Raw genomic sequence first — 15,959 nt, forward strand, 5'->3', positions numbered from 1 at the left:
GGTTCGATCAAGGCCTCAGAACGCCAGGTGGCCGTCGACGCAGGTGACGGCGTTGCCGCCCACCCGGATCGCATCGTCGGCGATTTCCAGGCGCAGGATCCCGGCCCGGCCCACGGCCGCGCCCTGGCTGGACAGGAAATCACGGCCGAACGCGTCGGCCTGGCCCGTGTGCCGCAAATACGCGGCGATGGACCCGTTGCCGCTGCCGCAGACGGGGTCTTCGTCCACGCCGTGCGCGGGAGCGAATGCGCGGACCTCGATGCGCGCCGCGGCGCCGTCGGGATGCGGGCCGAAGACGATCACGCCCGTGTTGCCGGTCGCGGCATCGTGCGCCTTCATGCGGGCCAGGTCGGGCGTCGCGGCCAGCACGGCGCGGGCGTCCGGCAGCTGCGCGACGATCCACCGCGTCCCGGCATCCACGAGGCAGGGCGGGGCGCTGCCGGCCAGCGGCGTGCCGAGGATGCGCGCCACCTCGTCCGCCTGCGCCGCATCCAGCGGCGTGATCGCCGTCGCCGGCAGTTCGAACGCGATCCAGCGCGCGCCATCGCCTGCGTGCGTGACGTCCAGCCGGACCGGCCCCCGCGCGCATTCCTGCACCAGGACGCCGTCGCGCGGCGCGACCTGGCCGGCTTCCAGCAGCGCGTGCGCGGTCCCGATCGTCGGGTGGCCGGCGAAGGGCAGTTCGGCGCCGGGCGTGAAGATGCGCACGCGGTAGTCGGCGCGGCTCTGCGTCGGGCGCAGCACGAACGTCGTTTCGGACAGGTTGGTCCAGTTGGCGATGCGTTGCATCTGCGCGTCGGACAGGTCGTCGGCGTCGAACACGACGGCGAGCGGATTGCCCAGGAACGGGGTGGCGGTGAAGACGTCGACGGTCTTGAACGGGTGGCGTGCCATGCGGGTCTCGCGTTGTTGGGATGAGCCCAGTCTACGCAAGCCGCGGCGGCGTCGACAGGCACAGTCGGGCGATTGCGGCCGGCACTGTACCGGTGCCCGGGCCTGCACGGTGTCCAGGTGCCGCCGGGCGTGGAGACGACGAGTCCTGCAATTGGGTCGGCAATGCTTTGACCGTCGGGCTGCGCGCATGTCCGGCAACGAGGGAAATTCGTCCGAACGCCCGCCGCCGGGTGCGCGATCATCTGCCTGAACCATGAACCGACCGATCGCATTCTTCCTGTTCCCCGGCTTCCAGCTCGTCGACCTCGGCGCCATGACGGTATTCGACCTGGCCAACGACGAGTATGGCGGCACGCCCTATGACCTGCGCATCGTGTCCGCGCACGGCACGCCTGTCCGCAGCGCGGCCGGCGCGACACTCCAGACGCAGGCGTGGCGCGACGCCGACGGCGCGTTCGACACCGTCCTCGTATTCGGCGCGGCGGACCCGATCGTCCCGGACGCCGACACCGTCGCGCTGCTGCGCCGGGCCGCCACCGGCGCGCGCCGCGTCGGTACCGTCTGCAACGGCACGGCGCTGCTGGCGCCGACCGGGCTGCTGGACGGGCGCCTCGTCGCCGTGCGCGCCATGCACGCGGCGGGCCTGCAGGCACGCCATCCGGCCATCCGCGTGGACCCGGACCGCGTGTGGATCCGCGACGGCAAGATCTGGAGTTCGGCCGGGATGACGGCGTCGATCGACCTCGCGCTCGCGCTCGTGGAGGACGATCTCGGTGCGGACGTCGCGCTCGCCGTCGCGCGCAGGCTCGTGCTGTACCACTGGCGCAGCGGCGCGGACACGCAGTCGTCCAACCTGCTGGACATGCGGCCGAAGTCGGACCGCATCCGCACGGCGCTCGGCTACGCGCGCCGCAATCTGCGGCTGCCGCTGTCGATCGACGAACTGGCCGAGCAGGTCCACATGAGCCGGCGCCACTTCACGCGCATATTCCGCGCGGAGACGGGACAGTCGCCGGCGCGCGCCATCGAGACGATGCGCGCCGAAGTCGCGCGCATGTTGCTGGAGAGCTCCGCGCTGCCGCTGGACACGGTCGCCCGCGAAGCCGGGTTCACGAGCGCGGACCGGATGCGGACGGCGCTCGCGCGCGTGTACCGGCAGACCCCGCAGGACCTGCGCCGGCGCGCGGCCTGACCCCTATCCAAAGACAGGGGGGCGATGGCCCGGATCGCCCCGATGATGGCCCACGACAGGGTCCCTGCCTTTCTACAATGATTGGTAACTCGTCCACAGGAGAAGACCTTGTCCCATCCCACCCTATCCCGGCGCCGCTTCCTCGCGGCCGGTGCCGCCGCCGGCGGCGGCCTGCTGCTCCAGTTCGCGCTGCCCCTCGCGGGCGCGGCCGCGCTGGCGTCCGGCGCCGGCCTGGCCCCCAACGCCATCGTGCGTATCCGCCCCGACGGCAAGGTGGTCCTGACCATGCCCTACGTGGAGATGGGGCAGGGCACGTACACGTCGATTCCGATGCTGATCGCGGAAGAACTCGAGATCGACCTGAAGGACGTCGTGCTCGAACACGCGCCGCCGGACGACGCCAAATTCGCGAACCCGGCCCTCGGCTTCCAGGTGACGGGCGGCTCCACGACGATCCGCGCCGCGTGGGAACCCATGCGCCGCGCCGGCGCCACGGCCCGCGTGCTGCTGGTGCGCGCGGCGGCCGGCCGCTGGAACGTCGATCCGGCGTCGTGCCGCGCCGAGCGGGGCACCGTGCTGCACGTGTCCAGCGGGCGCAGGCTGCGCTACGGCCAGCTGGTCGACGCCGCCGCGAAGCTGCCGCTGCCGAAGGATGCGGACGTCGTCCTGAAACCGGCGGACGCGTTCCGCCTGATCGGCACGCCGGCGAAACGCCTCGACACGGCCGGCAAGCTGGATGGGTCGGCGCGCTACGGCATCGACGCCGTCGTCCCCGGCATGAAGGTGGCGGCGCTGGCCATCTCGCCCGTGTTCGGCGGCCGCCTGGCCGGCGCGGACGACGCAGCCGCGCTGCGCATCCCCGGCGTGCGCCAGGTCGTGAAGCTGGACGATTGCGTGGCCGTCGTCGCCGACAATATGGGGGCCGCCAACAAGGGCATCGCCGCGCTGGCGCCGCGCTGGGACGACGGCCCGAACGCAGGCCTGGCGACGCATGACATCGTGGCCGACATGGCCAGGGCGGCCCGGGGTGCCGGCGCGAAGGTGCGCTCGGAAGGCGACCCGGAGGCCGCGCTGGGCAAGGCCGCCCGCGTGATCGAGGCGACCTATGAACTGCCATTCCTCGCGCACGCCGCGATGGAGCCGATGAACTGCACCGTGCACGTGAAGCCGGACAGCTGCGAGATCTGGACCGGCACGCAGGTCATCACCCGTGCGCGCGCCGTCGCGGCCAGGGTCACCGGCCTGCCCGAGGAGCGCGTGACGGTGCATAACCACCTGTTGGGCGGCGGTTTCGGGCGGCGGCTGGAGATCGACGGCGTCGAGCGCGCGGTGCGGATCGCGCGCGAGGTGCCGCACCCGGTCAAGGTCGTGTGGAGCCGCGAACAGGACATCCAGCACGACATGTACCGCCCGTATTTCTACGACCGCGTGCGCGCGGGCCTGGATGCGCAGGGCAAGGTCGTCGCGTGGACGCACCACGTCACGGGATCGTCCGTGCTGGGCCGTTTCATGCCGCCCGCGTTCCAGAACGGCTTCGACCACGAGACGATGGATGGCGCCGAGGCGCCGCCGTATGCCTTCCCCGCGATCGGCGTCTCGTACGTGCGCCACGAACCGCGGAACATCCCGACCGCGTTCTGGCGCGGCGTCGGCCCGACGCACAACGTGTTCGTGGTGGAGAGCTTCATCGACGAACTGGCCGCGGCCGCCGGCGCCGACCCGCTGCGCTACCGCCTCGACCTGCTCGGCAACGACCCGCGCGCCCGCCGCGTGCTGGAACTGGCCGCGCAAAAGGCCGGCTGGCAGGGGCCGCGCGCGGGCGACGCCGGGCGCGGGCTGTCCGTGCAGTTCGCGTTCGGCACCTACATGGCGCTCGTCGTGGACGCGGTGGCCGGCCCGGAGAATGAGATCCGCGTGCCGCGCGTCGTCTGCGCCGTCGATTGCGGCGCCGTGGTGAATCCCGACACCGTGCGCGCGCAGGTCGAAAGCGCCATCGTGTTCGGCATCAGCGGCGCGCTGTACGGCGACATCACCTTCCGCGACGGCCGCGTCGAACAAAGCAATTTTCACGATTACCGCGTCCTGAGGATGCACGAGGCGCCGAAGGTCGAGACGCACATCGTCGCCAGCACCAACGCGCCCGGCGGCATGGGCGAGCCGGGAACGGCCGCGCTGATGCCGGCGCTGGCCAACGCCGTGTACGCACTGTCCGGCCGCCGCATCCGCAAGCTGCCGATCGGCGCAACCCTGCCCACCGCCTGAATAGAGGAACGAACATGACCACATTGACCATCAACGGCAAACGGCAGGCCGTCACGGCCGAACCGGATACGCCCCTGCTGTGGGTGCTGCGCGACGAACTGCACCTGAACGGCACCAAGTTCGGCTGCGGCATGGCGCTGTGCGGCGCCTGCACCGTGCACCTGGACGGCCAGCCCGTGCGCGCCTGCGTGACCCCGATCTCGGCTGCGGCCGGGCACAAGATCACGACCATCGAAGCGATCGGCGCCACACCGGTCGGCCAGCGCGTGCAGAAGGCCTGGGCCGCGCTGGACGTGCCGCAGTGCGGTTACTGCCAGTCCGGCCAGATCATGGCCGCCACCGCGCTGCTGAGAGCGATCCCGAAGCCGTCCGACACGGACATCGACCAGGCCATGTCGGGCAATATCTGCCGCTGCGGCACGTACCAGCGCATCCGGCTCGCGATCCACCAGGCGGCAGGCGATGCGTAAGCTGTTGGCGCTGTTGCTCATGCCCCTGATCGCGCAGGCTGGCGACGCCGCCCTGTTCGACCCCGTGGCGAGCGTCGTGATGGGCCCCCGTTGCATCAACTGCCACCAGGCCGATGCGCCCCGCCAGAAAGACTGGGGCGTCATCCACGCGCAGCAGGTGGTGCGCGGGGCGGATGGCCACGGCTCGGCCGCGCTGCGCTGCCAGGCCTGCCACCAGGCGGCGAATTCCGCGGACGGGCGCGTGCCCGGCGTGAAGGACTGGCACCTGGCGCCGCGCAGCATGACGTGGCAGGGACTGGACAAGAAGGCGGTCTGCCTGCAGATGCGCGATCCGGCCCGCAACGGCAACCGCAAGACGCCGCGCGAGGTGGTGGAACACATGCGGTCCGACCCGCTCGTGCTGTGGGCGTGGCAGCCCGGCGGCGGCCGCACCACGCCCGCGCTGTCGCACGACGATTTCGTGAAAGCCCTCGTCGCGTGGGCGGACGCGGGGCTGCCGTGTCCGGACGCGCCCTGAATCAACCCAATAAGGAAACAACAATGAACACGCTGATCGAACAGATTCTCGAAGCCCACGGCGGCCTGGCGCGCTGGCAATCGCACGACCGCCTGTCGGCCCACCTGAGCCAGGGCGGCATCCTGTGGCCGCTGAAAGGACATGGCGGCAAGCTGGACGAAGTCGACGTCCAGATCGACCTCAAGCAACAGTGGACATCGCATGCGCCGTTCGGCGCCGCGGACCGCCGCACGGCCGTGACGCCGCGGCGGGCCGTCATCGAGACGGTGGACGGCCAGGTCGTCGAGGTGCTCGACGATCCGCGCGCCTCGTTCGCCGGCTTCGGCCTGGAGACGCCATGGTCGGACCTGCAACTGGCCTATTTCGTCGGCTATGCGATGTGGAACTACCTCACCTTGCCGTTCGCGTTCGCGGAACCCGGCTTCGGCTTCGAGGAGCTGCCGGCCTGGGAAGAAAGCGGCGAGCGCTGGCACCGCCTGCGCGTCACCTACCCGGACACGATCGCGACGCACAGCCGCGTGCAGACGTTCTACGTCGGCACCGACTACAAGCTGCGCCGCCACGACTACGACGTCGACATCAACGGCGGCACCCCGGCCGTGCACTATTTTTCGGACTACACGACGGTCGACGGCATTGCGCTGCCGACCCGGCACCTGATCCATGTGCGCAATCCGGACGGCGGCCATGCGCCGGATCCGCTGGTCGTGTCCATCGCCGTCAGCGACGTGCGTTTCGGCTGACGCGCATGCAGAATGGCAGCAAGATCCACGTGATGCACGCGCGGCCGCTGATGACGGCCGGCCTCGCGGCGTCGCTGCACGACCCCGACTGGCGGGTGACGACGCATGACGCCGAACCCGGCGCGGCGGCCGGCGCGGACCTCGTCATCGCCGACTACGACACGGGCCTCGCCCTCGCGCGCGGCCGGCAGGTCCTCATCGTCACGCACCGCGACAAGGAGGCGGACGTGCTGCGCGCCTGCGCGGCCGCCGTGGCGGGCTACCTGCTCGAAGACGCCGATCCGGCGGATTTGCGGTACGCCGTGCGGCGCATCCTGACCGGCGACCGGCATTACAGCCCGGGCGTGACCAAGCACCTGGAGGCCGGCGGGTGCCGCGAGCACCTGACGAGCCGCGAGACCGACGTGTTGCGCCTGTTGGCCGGCGGCCGCTGCGACAAGCAGATCGCGCGCGACCTGGGCATCGGCGTCGGCACCGTGCGTTGGCATTTGCGCAATCTGATGGGCAAGCTGGGCGTGTCGGCGCGACTGCAGGCCGTCGTCGTCGCCGCGCAGCGGGGCATCGTCGGCATCGACGGGGTGGTGCCGGGGTGACTGTAAAGGGACGTCAAGAAGGCGAGGTGCCGGCCGCCGTCGACGGCCAGGCGTGACGCGCAGCGTTACGACGCGTCGGCTTCCGCAACCGGCTCCTCGAACGACAGCCGGTTGTGCGACGGATCGCGGATCGTCATCTCGCGGGTCCCCCACGGCATCGTCTGGATGTGCGGGCGCGAATACTTGAACGATTTCGCGAGCAGCGTGGCCTGGTAGCCGTCGAGGTCGCGCACGGCGATGCGGATCGACGCGCCGGGGCTGCCGTCGCCGTAGTGCTCGGACAGGTGCAGCACGCAGTCGCCCAGCGACACCTGCATGTAGACGGGGAAGTCGCCGCCCTCGAAGCGGTGTTCCCAGTCGAGTTTGAAGCCGAGGAAGTCGATATAGAACTCGCGCGCCTTCGCTTCGTCGAAGATGCGCAGGATGGGGGTGACGCGGGACAGGGTGTACATGGAGCCTCCTTGCACGATTCAGGCGCTGCCGTCCTGGCGGGCATCCGCGAGACGCTTGCGGTGCGCCGCGCCGAGGGTCAGGTGGAGCATGACGGCCACGCCGGCGAAGCCGACGCCCGCGAGCCAGTCGGCGGCCGCGCCCGAGCGCACCGCGTCCACGCTGCGCGCGGCGGCGAGGAAGAGCATGCAGGCCGGTGACAGGAAGCGTGCGTAACGTGCGAAAAAGGACATGGCGCGGCAGACTGGCAGTGAAACGGAAAGCATACCAGATCGCCGCGCCCCGAGGATCGCACTTTCTCACACGCGCATCGTCAGTACTTGTAGTTCAGTCCCAGCACGAACGAACGGCCCGAGTGCACGTACAGCAGCGTGTCGTTGCGCTGCGTGTCGCGGCCGTAGCGCAGCGGGGTGTCGTTCAGGTTCTGGCCCTCCAGCGACACGCGCAGTTGCGGCGTGATGTTGTACGAGAGGCTCATGTCGATGTTGGTGGAGCCGTCGACCATCGTGTAGTCGTGGCCCGCCACGTCGCCCAGCACGGCATAGATATAGCTGGAGCGGTGCGCGGCCGACACGCGCGCGCTGAACTTCGCATCCTCGTAGTACAGGGTGAGGTTGTGGGTGCGCGGCGACAGGCCCGTGAAGTCCGCGACCTGCGTCAGCTGCTCGTTCGCCGGCGTGGCCGGGTTGTCCACGCGGGTGATGTACGTGATGCGCGACTTCACGCGCGTCGCGTTGGCGAGCAGGCCGAAATTGCTCCAGAAGCCGGGCAGGAAGCTGAACGGCGCCTGCAGGTTGAATTCCCAGCCTTTCAGCGGACCGCCGGCCGTGTTGACCTTGCGGCTCACGTTGACTTCCGTCGTGGGCAAGGTCTGGCAGATCGGCGCGCCCGTCAGCGAGCAGCCGTTCAGGATCAGGAGTTCGTTCGGCAGCCCGAGCGTGTTGTACGGCACGCGCTCGTTGACGCTCTGGATGAAGCTCTTGATGTCCTTGCGGAAGTGCCCGAGCGAGACCATCGCGTTCTTCGCGTAATACCACTCGGCCTGCAGGTCGTACGTGTTGGCGCGGATCGGGTCCAGGTTCGGGTTGCCGATCGAGACCGACTGCGAGATCGGCGACACGGTCGCGTTCGGCGCGAGGTCCGTGTACTCGGGCCGCGACAGCGTCTTGCCGGCCGAGAAGCGCAGGAACACGTCCTTCGGCAGCTGCGCGGTCAGGTTGAAGGCGGGCAGCCAGTCGCGGTATTTCTTCGTGCCCGTATTCGGCTGCAGCTGGCCCTGCACGTTGATCATCGCCATCGAGGTGGCCGTCGTCTCGGCGCCGCGCACGCCCGCGTTGCCGCGCCACGTCACGCCGAACAGGTCGTAATTGAAGTCGACCATGCCGTACAGCGCATTGATCTTCTCTTCCACGCGGCGGTTGGTCTGCGCGAGGTAGTTGTATTGCGATCCCGGCACGGCGTCGCAGTGGCATTCCGTGTTGACGACGCCGAGGAACTTCTGCAGGTCGACGGCCGCCCACGACCCCGGCACGCCGGTGCCGCCCAGGCCGGAGCCGAAGCCGCTGATCTGGCGCGAGATGTCGGCCATCGACACGCCGGCCGGCAGCGCGACCGCATTCGCGCTGTTGCCGACCTCGTAGTTGGTCCAGATGTTCTTGCGGGCCGAGATGCCGAAGTGGCTCGTCAGGTGGTCGTTGATCTCCCAGTGCACGTTGGCGGCCTGGGTCTGCAGCTTGTTCGTCGTGTCCAGGTAGCGGCCGACGAACATGCCGCGCACGTTGCCGGCGGCATCCTGCGGGGCGAACTGGAAGTTGGCCGGGTTGCTCACGTCGATGCCGAAGTTGAGCGTCGGGACGTTGCGGTTGTCGCGGAAGTCCCACGAGAAGCCGTTCACGTTCGGCGCGTCGAACTGCACGGTGGCGCGCATCGGCTCGTTCAGGTTCGAGTTCGAGTTACCGGCCATGAAGTCGGCCTTCACCGTGTCGCTGAACCTGTGGCTGCCGGACAGCACGTGCTGGCGGAACTTGGTCGTGTACACGTCCAGCAGGCCTTCGGTGCGCACGTCCACGCCGTTGAACTTGCCGTAGTCCCAGCTGCCGTTCTGGTCGAAGTGCGTGTCCAGGATCGACGTCTGCGGCTTGCCGTTCGAACCCAGGTTGCGGCCGAACGAGATCGCCTCGATGTAGTTGTCGTAGCGTTTATTGGCGAACTTGCCGTACATGAGGTCCAGATTCAGTTCGCTGTCCGCATTGCGCCATTGGTAGGAGTTGGTGATGCCGGTGCGCTCGTAATCGGTCTGCGAGCGGCGGTAGCGCGGGATGCGCGGCGCGAACGCGCCGGAGCCGGCGGCCGGATTCGCGACCGTGCCGCCGTAATTGTCCTTGCGGCCCATGACGCTGTTGTACGCGGCCGGATCGGTCGTGCGCGGCATGCCGGTGCCGCAGGTGGTGGCGGTGATGCCCTTGACGGCGTCGTTGCCCGGGACCTGCGGCGATACGCCGACGGGCGAGCAGAAGCCGCCGTCGTTGCTGGCGCTGAGCAGTTCCACCGCTTCGTACCCTTCTTCCGTCGCGCGCCGTTTCGAGTACGCGGCCGAGAGCAGGGCCCCGACCTTGCCGTAGCCCGTGTCCCAGCGGTCCGACAGCAGCGCCGTCACGCGGGGCTGGGTCTTCCCGCTCAGGGAGTTGTGGCTTTCCTGGCCGCCGATGCTGAACGTGCGGCCCTTGAAGTCGAACGGGCGCGCCGTGCGCAGGTCGACGGTGGCGCCCAGCGACCCTTCCTCGATGTCCGCTTCCGACGTCTTGCGCACTTCCAGGCTGTTGAACAGCTCCGACGCGAACACGGAGAAGTCGAAGCCGCGGCCGCGGTTCGTGCTGCCGTTGATGTCCGAGGCGCCCGTCGCCGCCACGCCCTCGATGCCGTTGATGCGCACGCGCGTAAAGCCCGCGTTCAGGCCGCGCACGGTGATCTGCTTGCCTTCGCCGCCGTCGCCGCGCGCCAGTGCCACGCCGGGCACGCGCTGCAGCGATTCCGCGAGGTTCGCGTCGGGGAACTTGGCGATGTCTTCGGCCTTGATCACGTCGACGATGCCGTCGCTGTTCTTTTTCGTGTTCAGCGCGCTGTTCAGGCTTGCGCGAAAGCCCGTCACGACCACGACGCTGTCGGGCGATTTGCCGTCGGCGGCGGTCGTGGCGACAGGCGCCGCATCGGCCGCGGCGGCCGTCTCCTGGCCTTGTGCATGCAGCGAAGCGAGCATCGCCAGGACGCCGATACTGATGCGGCTGCGGGGTGAAAGAGGATGAATGTTCCGAGGGGTTGCGGTGAAACGCATCGTTGTAGTCTCCATGTCGTTATCGATGACTCGTGCGGTCATATTGACGGGGGCATGGTAGCGCCAAGCATGCTCGAACGAACCGTCGATCCGGTCCGATCGCGGTAATAATCACGTTGTTGAGCGCTTGCATGGCGAATCGACAACGGTGCCCGCGCAGGCGGCACAATATGCGCTCACCGCGTGCGCGGTGCACAATCAAAGGAGACGTTCAGTGCCCAGTTCCCTCTCACGGCGCGCGCTGCTGCGCGCCGGCGTTGCCATGCCCGTGCTGGCCGGCTGCCAGGCCTTCCTGCCGAGATCCGCCGGCACGCTGCCGCGGTCCGACGTCCGGGTGGACGCGCCGTTCGCGATGCTCGCCATCGCCGTGCCCGATTTCTCGGGCGCGCCCCGCTTCGACATCGTGACGTACGGCGCCGCGCACGGCGACCAGGCAGCGACCGGCACCGCGCTCGCGCGCGCCATCGCGGCGGCGCATGCGGCCGGCGGCGGTGTCGTCGTGGTGCCGGCGGGGACGTGGCCGACGGGCCCCATCCACCTGAAGAGCCATGTCGCGCTGCACGTGGAAGACGGCGCGACACTCCTCTTCTCGCCCGACCCGCGCGACCACCTGCCGGCCGTGTCCACGAGCTGGGAGGGGCTCGAATGCATGAACTATTCGCCGCTCGTGTATGCCTACGATTGCGAAAACGTGGCCATCACGGGCCGCGGCACCTTGCGCGCGCGGCTGGACGTGTGGAAGCAATGGTATGCGCGGCCGCAGGCGCACATGGATGCGCTGGTCGCGTTGTACAACATGGCCTGCCGCGACGGCGTGCCGGTGGAGCTGCGCGACATGACGGCGGGCCAGGCCAACCTGCGTCCGCACTTCATCCAGTTCAACCGCTGCCGCCACGTGCTCGTGGAGGACATCCACATCGTCGACAGCCCGTTCTGGGTGCTGCATCCCTACCTGTGCCGCGACGTCGTGATCCGCCGGGTCGACATCGCCGCGCACGGCCACAACAACGACGGCGTCGATCCGGAGATGAGCCGGAACGTGCTGATCGACCAGTGCACATTCGACCAGGGCGACGATGCCGTGTCCGTGAAGTCGGGGCGCGACCGCGACGCGTGGCGCCTCGACGCCCCGTCGCGCAACATCGTCATGCGCCGCTGCCGCATCAAGAACGGCCACCAGCTGATGGCGATCGGCAGCGAGCTGTCGGGCGGGGTGGAGAACGTGTTCGTCGACGACTGCCATGTCGACCACGCGGATTCCTCGGCGCCCAGCACGATCAACAACCTGCTGTACGTGAAGACGAACGAACGGCGCGGCGGCTTTGTCCGCAACATCCACATGACGAACGTGAGCGCCACCCGCATCAAGGGCGGCGTGCTCGCGGTCGAGACGGACGTGCTGTACCAGTGGAAGACGCTGGTGCCCACGCTCGAGCGCCGCCTCACGCCGATCGAAGGGCTGTTCGTGGCCGGCCTCCGCGTCGAGGATGCGGGCTTCGTCTGCCTCGTGAAGGGCGAGGCGGAACTGCCGGTGCGCGACGTGCGCCTGCGCGACGTGGCCGTGCGCACGGTGCGCGGGACACCGGTCGTGACCGAGCACGTGCAAGGCTTCGACAACCGCGCGGACGTGCGGGCATGAGCGGCCGCCGTCTGTACGCGGCGCTCGCCGCCGCCGTCCTCGCCTGCGCGCCCGCGGTCGCGCAGGAGCTGGGCATTCCGCAGGCGTCGGATACGGCGGCCCGCACCGGGGACCGGGCGAACCGGGCCGACACGACATGGCTGATGGCTGCCGTGGCGCCTGGCCTGCCGGACCGCCTGAGCATCTTCCGTTCGGACGACGGCACGACTTTCGTCACGCAGGCGTCGGAAGCGTATGCGCCGCCGCGCGGCATGCTGCGCGAGCCGGCGCTCGTGCGTCACGACGGCCAGTACCGGGTGGCGTACGTGGCCGGGGCCGGCAACGAGATCGGCCTCGCGCGCTCGAGCGACCTGAAACACTGGACATTCGAACGCACCGTGCCGATGCCCGGCCCCGCGCGCGCGCCGCGCTGGGTGCGCGCGCGCGACGGCGGCCTGAGACTCGTCGTCGCGCTGCCGCGCGGGCCCGCGCTGCTGGCGCCGGAGGCCGCGCCGGCGCCGCTTGCGTTGACGGGCCTGCAGGACAAGTACGAGGATGCGGCCGTCGTCGCGGATGGCGACGGTTACGTGGCGCTGGCGCGCCGGCGCGCGGACGGCATCCTGGAACTGGCGTGGGCCCGCGACCTGGCGGGACCGTGGACCATCGAACGGACGCTCGATGCGCTGGGCCGGGCGGCACCCGGCGTCGGTCTCGCGCGCCGGCCGGACGGCAGTTGGCGCGCGGTGTTCGCCGACGCGGCGGGCCATGCGTGGCAGGCCGACAGCGCCGATGGGATGAAGACGTGGTCGGCGAAACGTCCGCTGGCGGGCGTGGCGGCCGGCGTCGCCGCGCCGGACGTGCTGGCCGACCGGGCGCAGGATGTCGCCGCCGCCGTCCGCCCGCGCGGCAAGCCGCGGCAGGTCGGCTGGGACCCGTACTCGCTGACGGTGGGCGGCAAGCGGGTCGTCGTGTGGTCCGGCGAGATCCACCCGTTCCGGCTGCCGGATCCCGCACAGTGGCGCGACGTGATCCAGAAGATGAAGGCGGTGGGATTCAACGGCGTGTCGTTCTACTTCGACTGGGGCTATCACTCGCCGGCGCCGGGCGTCTACGATTTTTCCGGCGTGCGCAACGTCGAGCGGGCGCTCGAGATCGCGGAAGAAGAGGGCATGTACGTGATCGCGCGCATGGGGCCGTACGTCAATGCGGAGCTGTCCGGCGGCGGTTTCCCCGGCTGGATGTTCCGCAACCGGGCGGAGGCGCGCACGGACGATCCGGCCTACCTGGCGGCCGTCGACGAATGGATGACGCAGATCGACGCCATCATCGCGCGCCACCAGGCGACGACGGGCGGCGGCACGGTGATCGCCTACCAGCTCGAGAATGAACTGGGCAAGGTGGAGCCGAAGCACGTACGCCAGATGGCGCACCTCGCCGCGAAGGCGCGCACGGACGGGATCACGGTGCCGTTGTTCCACAACGCGGCCGGCCGGCTCCCGGACTGGACGCCGACGGCATCGTCCGCGCCGTGGGCGAATCCGGGACCGGTGGACCTGTACGCGTTCGACGGCTATCCGGGCGGCGCCTGCGACGTCCACGCGAATCCGGCCGGCCCAAACAAGGCGCCGGACTGGGGCATCTACGCGACGCCGGGACCGAAGGCGGGCGCGCTGAGCTCCCCCGGCACGCCCGGCTTCGTGGCGGAGATCGGGGCGGGCTGGTTCGACTACTGGGGTTCCAACGGCACGTACGCGTGCACGGCCGAACGCCAGGGCAAGGGCTACCAGCGCGTGTTCTACGGGACGAACCTGATGAACCGCATCACGCTCCACAACATCTACATGGCGTTCGGGGGCACGTCGTGGGGCTGGCTGCCGGGGCCCATCGTGTACACGTCGTACGATTACGGCGCCCCGATCGCGGAAGACCGCGGCCTGCGACCGAAGGCGCTGGCGCTGAAGCAGCAGGGCATGTTCGTGCAGGCGGCCGGGCCGGTGCTCGCGCGCATGGACAAGGGACCGGAAATCCGCACGACGAATCCGCGCGTGCGGCTCTACCACAACGTCAACACGGAGCTCGGCACGCACGTGCTGTTCGCCGTGCACGGTCCGTCCGACCTGCTGACGGACGATGCGTTCTCGTTCGACGTCGCCACGAGCGACGGCACGTACACGATCGCCTCGCGCCTGAACGGCCAGGACGCGAAGATGCTGCTGGCCGATTACGCGCTGGAGCGCCAGCACCTCGTGTATGCCACGTCGGAACTGCAGGCGCAGTTGCGCGACGGGGCGCGCGACGTCGTGCTGCTGCACGGCCGCGATGGCGAGAACGGCGAGACCGTGCTCCGTTATGCATCCGCACCGAAGGTCGAAGTATTGGCGGGCGACGTGCGCACGGCGTTCGACGCCGCGCGCGGCGACCTGAAGCTCGCGTATGCGCACACCGGCCTGGCGCGGGTACGCATCACGGGCGGCGGACGCGCGCCGCTGCTGCTGCTGATCGCGGACGAGGGCACGTCGCAGCGCTTCTGGATGCAGGAGACGCCCGCGGGTCGCGTCCTCGAACTGACGCCGGCGCTCGTGCGCACCGCGCGCATCGAGGGCGGCCGGCTGCACCTGACGGGCGATACGGCGGCCGCCAGCCCGCTCGAGATCTGGGGACCGGACATCGCCCATGTCTCGTTCAACGGCGCCGCCCTCGCGACGGCACGCCAGCCGGACGGCAGCCTGCGCAGCATGGAGCCGCTCGCCGGCCCGGCGCCCGTTTCCGTCCCGGACCTCCGCACCGCGGCCTGGACCCGGCGCATGGACAGTCCGGAGGCGCAGCCCGGCTTCGACGATGGCACCTGGGTGCAGGCCGACAACCGGCCGTCGGCCGCGCAGACGTGGACGTTGCCGGAGCGCGGCCAGCCCACGCTCGCGATGAGCGACTACGGTTTCCATCATGGCGACGTGTGGTACCGCGGCCGCTTCGACACGAGCGATCCCGCCGCGAACCGGCTGGAACTCTTCTATGGCGGCGGTGGCGCCGGCATGCTGCAGGCGTGGGTCGACGGCCGCTTCCTGGGCCAGCACGAGCTCGACACGGGCCGCTCGTTCCCGGAGACGACGGACACCGTGCGCTTCGACCTCGGCAAGCTCGCGCCGGGGCCGCACGTCGTCGCGGTCATGGTCCGCAACGATTCGCACAACTGGGACCTGATGGCGGACGACGCCCATCGCGAGGCGCGCGGCCTGATCGCGGCGTCGCTGACGTCCAGAGGCGGACGCCGGTTCGCTGTGCCGATCCGCTGGCGCATCCAGGGCAACCAGGGCGGCGAGGACATCGCCGACCGCGTGCGCGGTCCGTACAACGACGGTGGCCTTTACGGCGAACGGGCGGGCTGGCACCTGCCGGGCGCGCCGGGGCAGGGGTGGACGCCCGCGCGGCCGGGCGACGCGCCGCCGGCCCCGGGCACGTACTGGCTGCGCACGCAGGTGAAGCTGGACCTGCCGCGCGGGCACGACGTCCAGCTGGGCCTCGCGTTCGGCGACACCAGGCACCCGCGCTCCGGACGCGAGAACCGCGCGCTCGTCTTCGTCAACGGCTGGAATGTCGGGCAGTTCATCGCGCACGTCGGGCCGCAACGGGTGTTCGTGATCCCGCCGGGTATCCTCCACCCGCAGGGCGACAATACGATCGCGCTCGCCGTCACGACCGACGGCGATTCCGCCAATGCGCTGGAACCGGTGCGGCTCGAGGTGTTGCGTGCCGTCCACGGCGGGGTGTCCGGCGACGCGGTAAAGGGTCAGGCCGGGCCGTAGTTGCTGAACTGTCAGTCACAAGTCAGCAACACCTGATAGTGTCCCGCGTGACAGTTAGCGGTCCGGGCCTTACAATGTTGCCTCAC

12 protein-coding genes are annotated in these 15,959 nt (G+C 69.9%); 8 read left to right on the forward strand and 4 right to left on the reverse strand.

All coding sequences use genetic code 11. From position 1 onward, the window contains the following. Positions 1-15 precede the first annotated feature (15 nt). Positions 16-894, reverse strand: a complete 879-nt coding sequence (locus tag ASD28_RS06415; RefSeq protein WP_056125494.1) for a PhzF family phenazine biosynthesis protein — start codon at positions 892-894, stop codon at positions 16-18. 253 nt (positions 895-1,147) lie between these two features. On the opposite strand from ASD28_RS06415, the gene ASD28_RS06420 reads away from it, so the two are divergent. The 6 genes from ASD28_RS06420 (at position 1,148) to ASD28_RS06445 (ending at position 6,671) form a co-directional block, all read left to right on the forward strand. After that, on the forward strand, positions 1,148-2,086 hold the full coding sequence (locus tag ASD28_RS06420) for a GlxA family transcriptional regulator (protein ID WP_056125495.1): 939 nt from the start codon (positions 1,148-1,150) through the stop codon (positions 2,084-2,086). A 108-nt stretch (positions 2,087-2,194) separates the two neighbouring features. Further along, complete coding sequence (locus ASD28_RS06425) at positions 2,195-4,348, forward strand: xanthine dehydrogenase family protein molybdopterin-binding subunit (protein ID WP_229412222.1); 2,154 nt, start codon at positions 2,195-2,197, stop codon at positions 4,346-4,348. Positions 4,349-4,362: 14 nt separating this feature from the next. Beyond that, the gene (locus tag ASD28_RS06430) at positions 4,363-4,818 is read left to right on the forward strand and encodes a (2Fe-2S)-binding protein (RefSeq protein ID WP_056125500.1); all 456 of its coding nucleotides are present in this window, start codon (positions 4,363-4,365) and stop codon (positions 4,816-4,818) included. Continuing rightward, a complete protein-coding gene (locus ASD28_RS06435) occupies positions 4,811-5,335 on the forward strand; it encodes a hypothetical protein (protein WP_056125502.1) in 525 nt (174 codons plus the stop codon). The genes ASD28_RS06430 and ASD28_RS06435 overlap by 8 nt, the downstream gene beginning before the upstream one ends. 23 nt (positions 5,336-5,358) lie before the next feature. Further along, positions 5,359-6,078: a hypothetical protein gene (locus tag ASD28_RS06440; protein WP_056125503.1), complete on the forward strand. Its 720-nt coding sequence runs from the start codon at positions 5,359-5,361 to the stop codon at positions 6,076-6,078. A 5-nt stretch (positions 6,079-6,083) separates the two neighbouring features. Then, a complete protein-coding gene (locus tag ASD28_RS06445) occupies positions 6,084-6,671 on the forward strand; it encodes a response regulator transcription factor (protein ID WP_229412223.1) in 588 nt (195 codons plus the stop codon). Between the two features lie 65 nt (positions 6,672-6,736). Here the strand turns inward: ASD28_RS06445 and ASD28_RS06450 are convergent, their stop codons facing one another. The 3 genes from ASD28_RS06450 to ASD28_RS06460 form a co-directional block, all read right to left on the reverse strand. Further along, positions 6,737-7,123 carry a glyoxalase superfamily protein gene (locus ASD28_RS06450; protein ID WP_056125505.1) on the reverse strand — a complete coding sequence of 129 codons (387 nt, stop codon included), beginning with the start codon at positions 7,121-7,123 and terminating at the stop codon, positions 6,737-6,739. An 18-nt stretch (positions 7,124-7,141) separates the two neighbouring features. Continuing rightward, positions 7,142-7,354: a hypothetical protein gene (locus ASD28_RS06455; RefSeq protein ID WP_056125508.1), complete on the reverse strand. Its 213-nt coding sequence runs from the start codon at positions 7,352-7,354 to the stop codon at positions 7,142-7,144. 80 nt (positions 7,355-7,434) lie between these two features. Next, positions 7,435-10,377, reverse strand: coding sequence for a TonB-dependent receptor (locus ASD28_RS06460; RefSeq protein ID WP_056125510.1), 2,943 nt, complete (start codon positions 10,375-10,377; stop codon positions 7,435-7,437). Positions 10,378-10,666: 289 nt separating this feature from the next. Here ASD28_RS06460 and ASD28_RS06465 point away from each other — a divergent pair, with 289 nt between their 5' ends. Both ASD28_RS06465 and ASD28_RS06470 read left to right on the forward strand, forming a co-directional pair. Further along, the gene (locus ASD28_RS06465; protein WP_229412224.1) at positions 10,667-12,091 is read left to right on the forward strand and encodes a glycoside hydrolase family 28 protein; all 1,425 of its coding nucleotides are present in this window, start codon (positions 10,667-10,669) and stop codon (positions 12,089-12,091) included. Next, on the forward strand, positions 12,088-15,873 hold the full coding sequence (locus ASD28_RS06470; RefSeq protein ID WP_082577506.1) for a beta-galactosidase: 3,786 nt from the start codon (positions 12,088-12,090) through the stop codon (positions 15,871-15,873). The genes ASD28_RS06465 and ASD28_RS06470 overlap by 4 nt, the downstream gene beginning before the upstream one ends. Positions 15,874-15,959: the final 86 nt, after the last annotated feature.

The sequence above is a fragment of the Massilia sp. Root133 genome, from assembly GCF_001426525.1.
Lineage (GTDB): Bacteria > Pseudomonadota > Gammaproteobacteria > Burkholderiales > Burkholderiaceae_D > Telluria > Telluria orientalis.

Excerpts from the sequence above, each read along its gene's own strand:
- ASD28_RS06430 (WP_056125500.1), top strand. The coding sequence starts at position 4,363 with ATGACCACATTGACCATCAACGGCAAACGGCAGGCCGTCACGGCCGAA.
- ASD28_RS06450 (WP_056125505.1), bottom strand. The coding sequence starts at position 7,123 with ATGTACACCCTGTCCCGCGTCACCCCCATCCTGCGCATCTTCGACGAA.
- ASD28_RS06440 (WP_056125503.1), top strand. The coding sequence starts at position 5,359 with ATGAACACGCTGATCGAACAGATTCTCGAAGCCCACGGCGGCCTGGCG.
- ASD28_RS06445 (WP_229412223.1), top strand. The coding sequence starts at position 6,084 with ATGCAGAATGGCAGCAAGATCCACGTGATGCACGCGCGGCCGCTGATG.
- ASD28_RS06420 (WP_056125495.1), top strand. The coding sequence starts at position 1,148 with ATGAACCGACCGATCGCATTCTTCCTGTTCCCCGGCTTCCAGCTCGTC.
- ASD28_RS06435 (WP_056125502.1), top strand. The coding sequence starts at position 4,811 with ATGCGTAAGCTGTTGGCGCTGTTGCTCATGCCCCTGATCGCGCAGGCT.
- ASD28_RS06415 (WP_056125494.1), bottom strand. The coding sequence starts at position 894 with ATGGCACGCCACCCGTTCAAGACCGTCGACGTCTTCACCGCCACCCCG.
- ASD28_RS06455 (WP_056125508.1), bottom strand. The coding sequence starts at position 7,354 with ATGTCCTTTTTCGCACGTTACGCACGCTTCCTGTCACCGGCCTGCATG.
- ASD28_RS06470 (WP_082577506.1), top strand. The coding sequence starts at position 12,088 with ATGAGCGGCCGCCGTCTGTACGCGGCGCTCGCCGCCGCCGTCCTCGCC.
- ASD28_RS06460 (WP_056125510.1), bottom strand. The coding sequence starts at position 10,377 with ATGCTCGCTTCGCTGCATGCACAAGGCCAGGAGACGGCCGCCGCGGCC.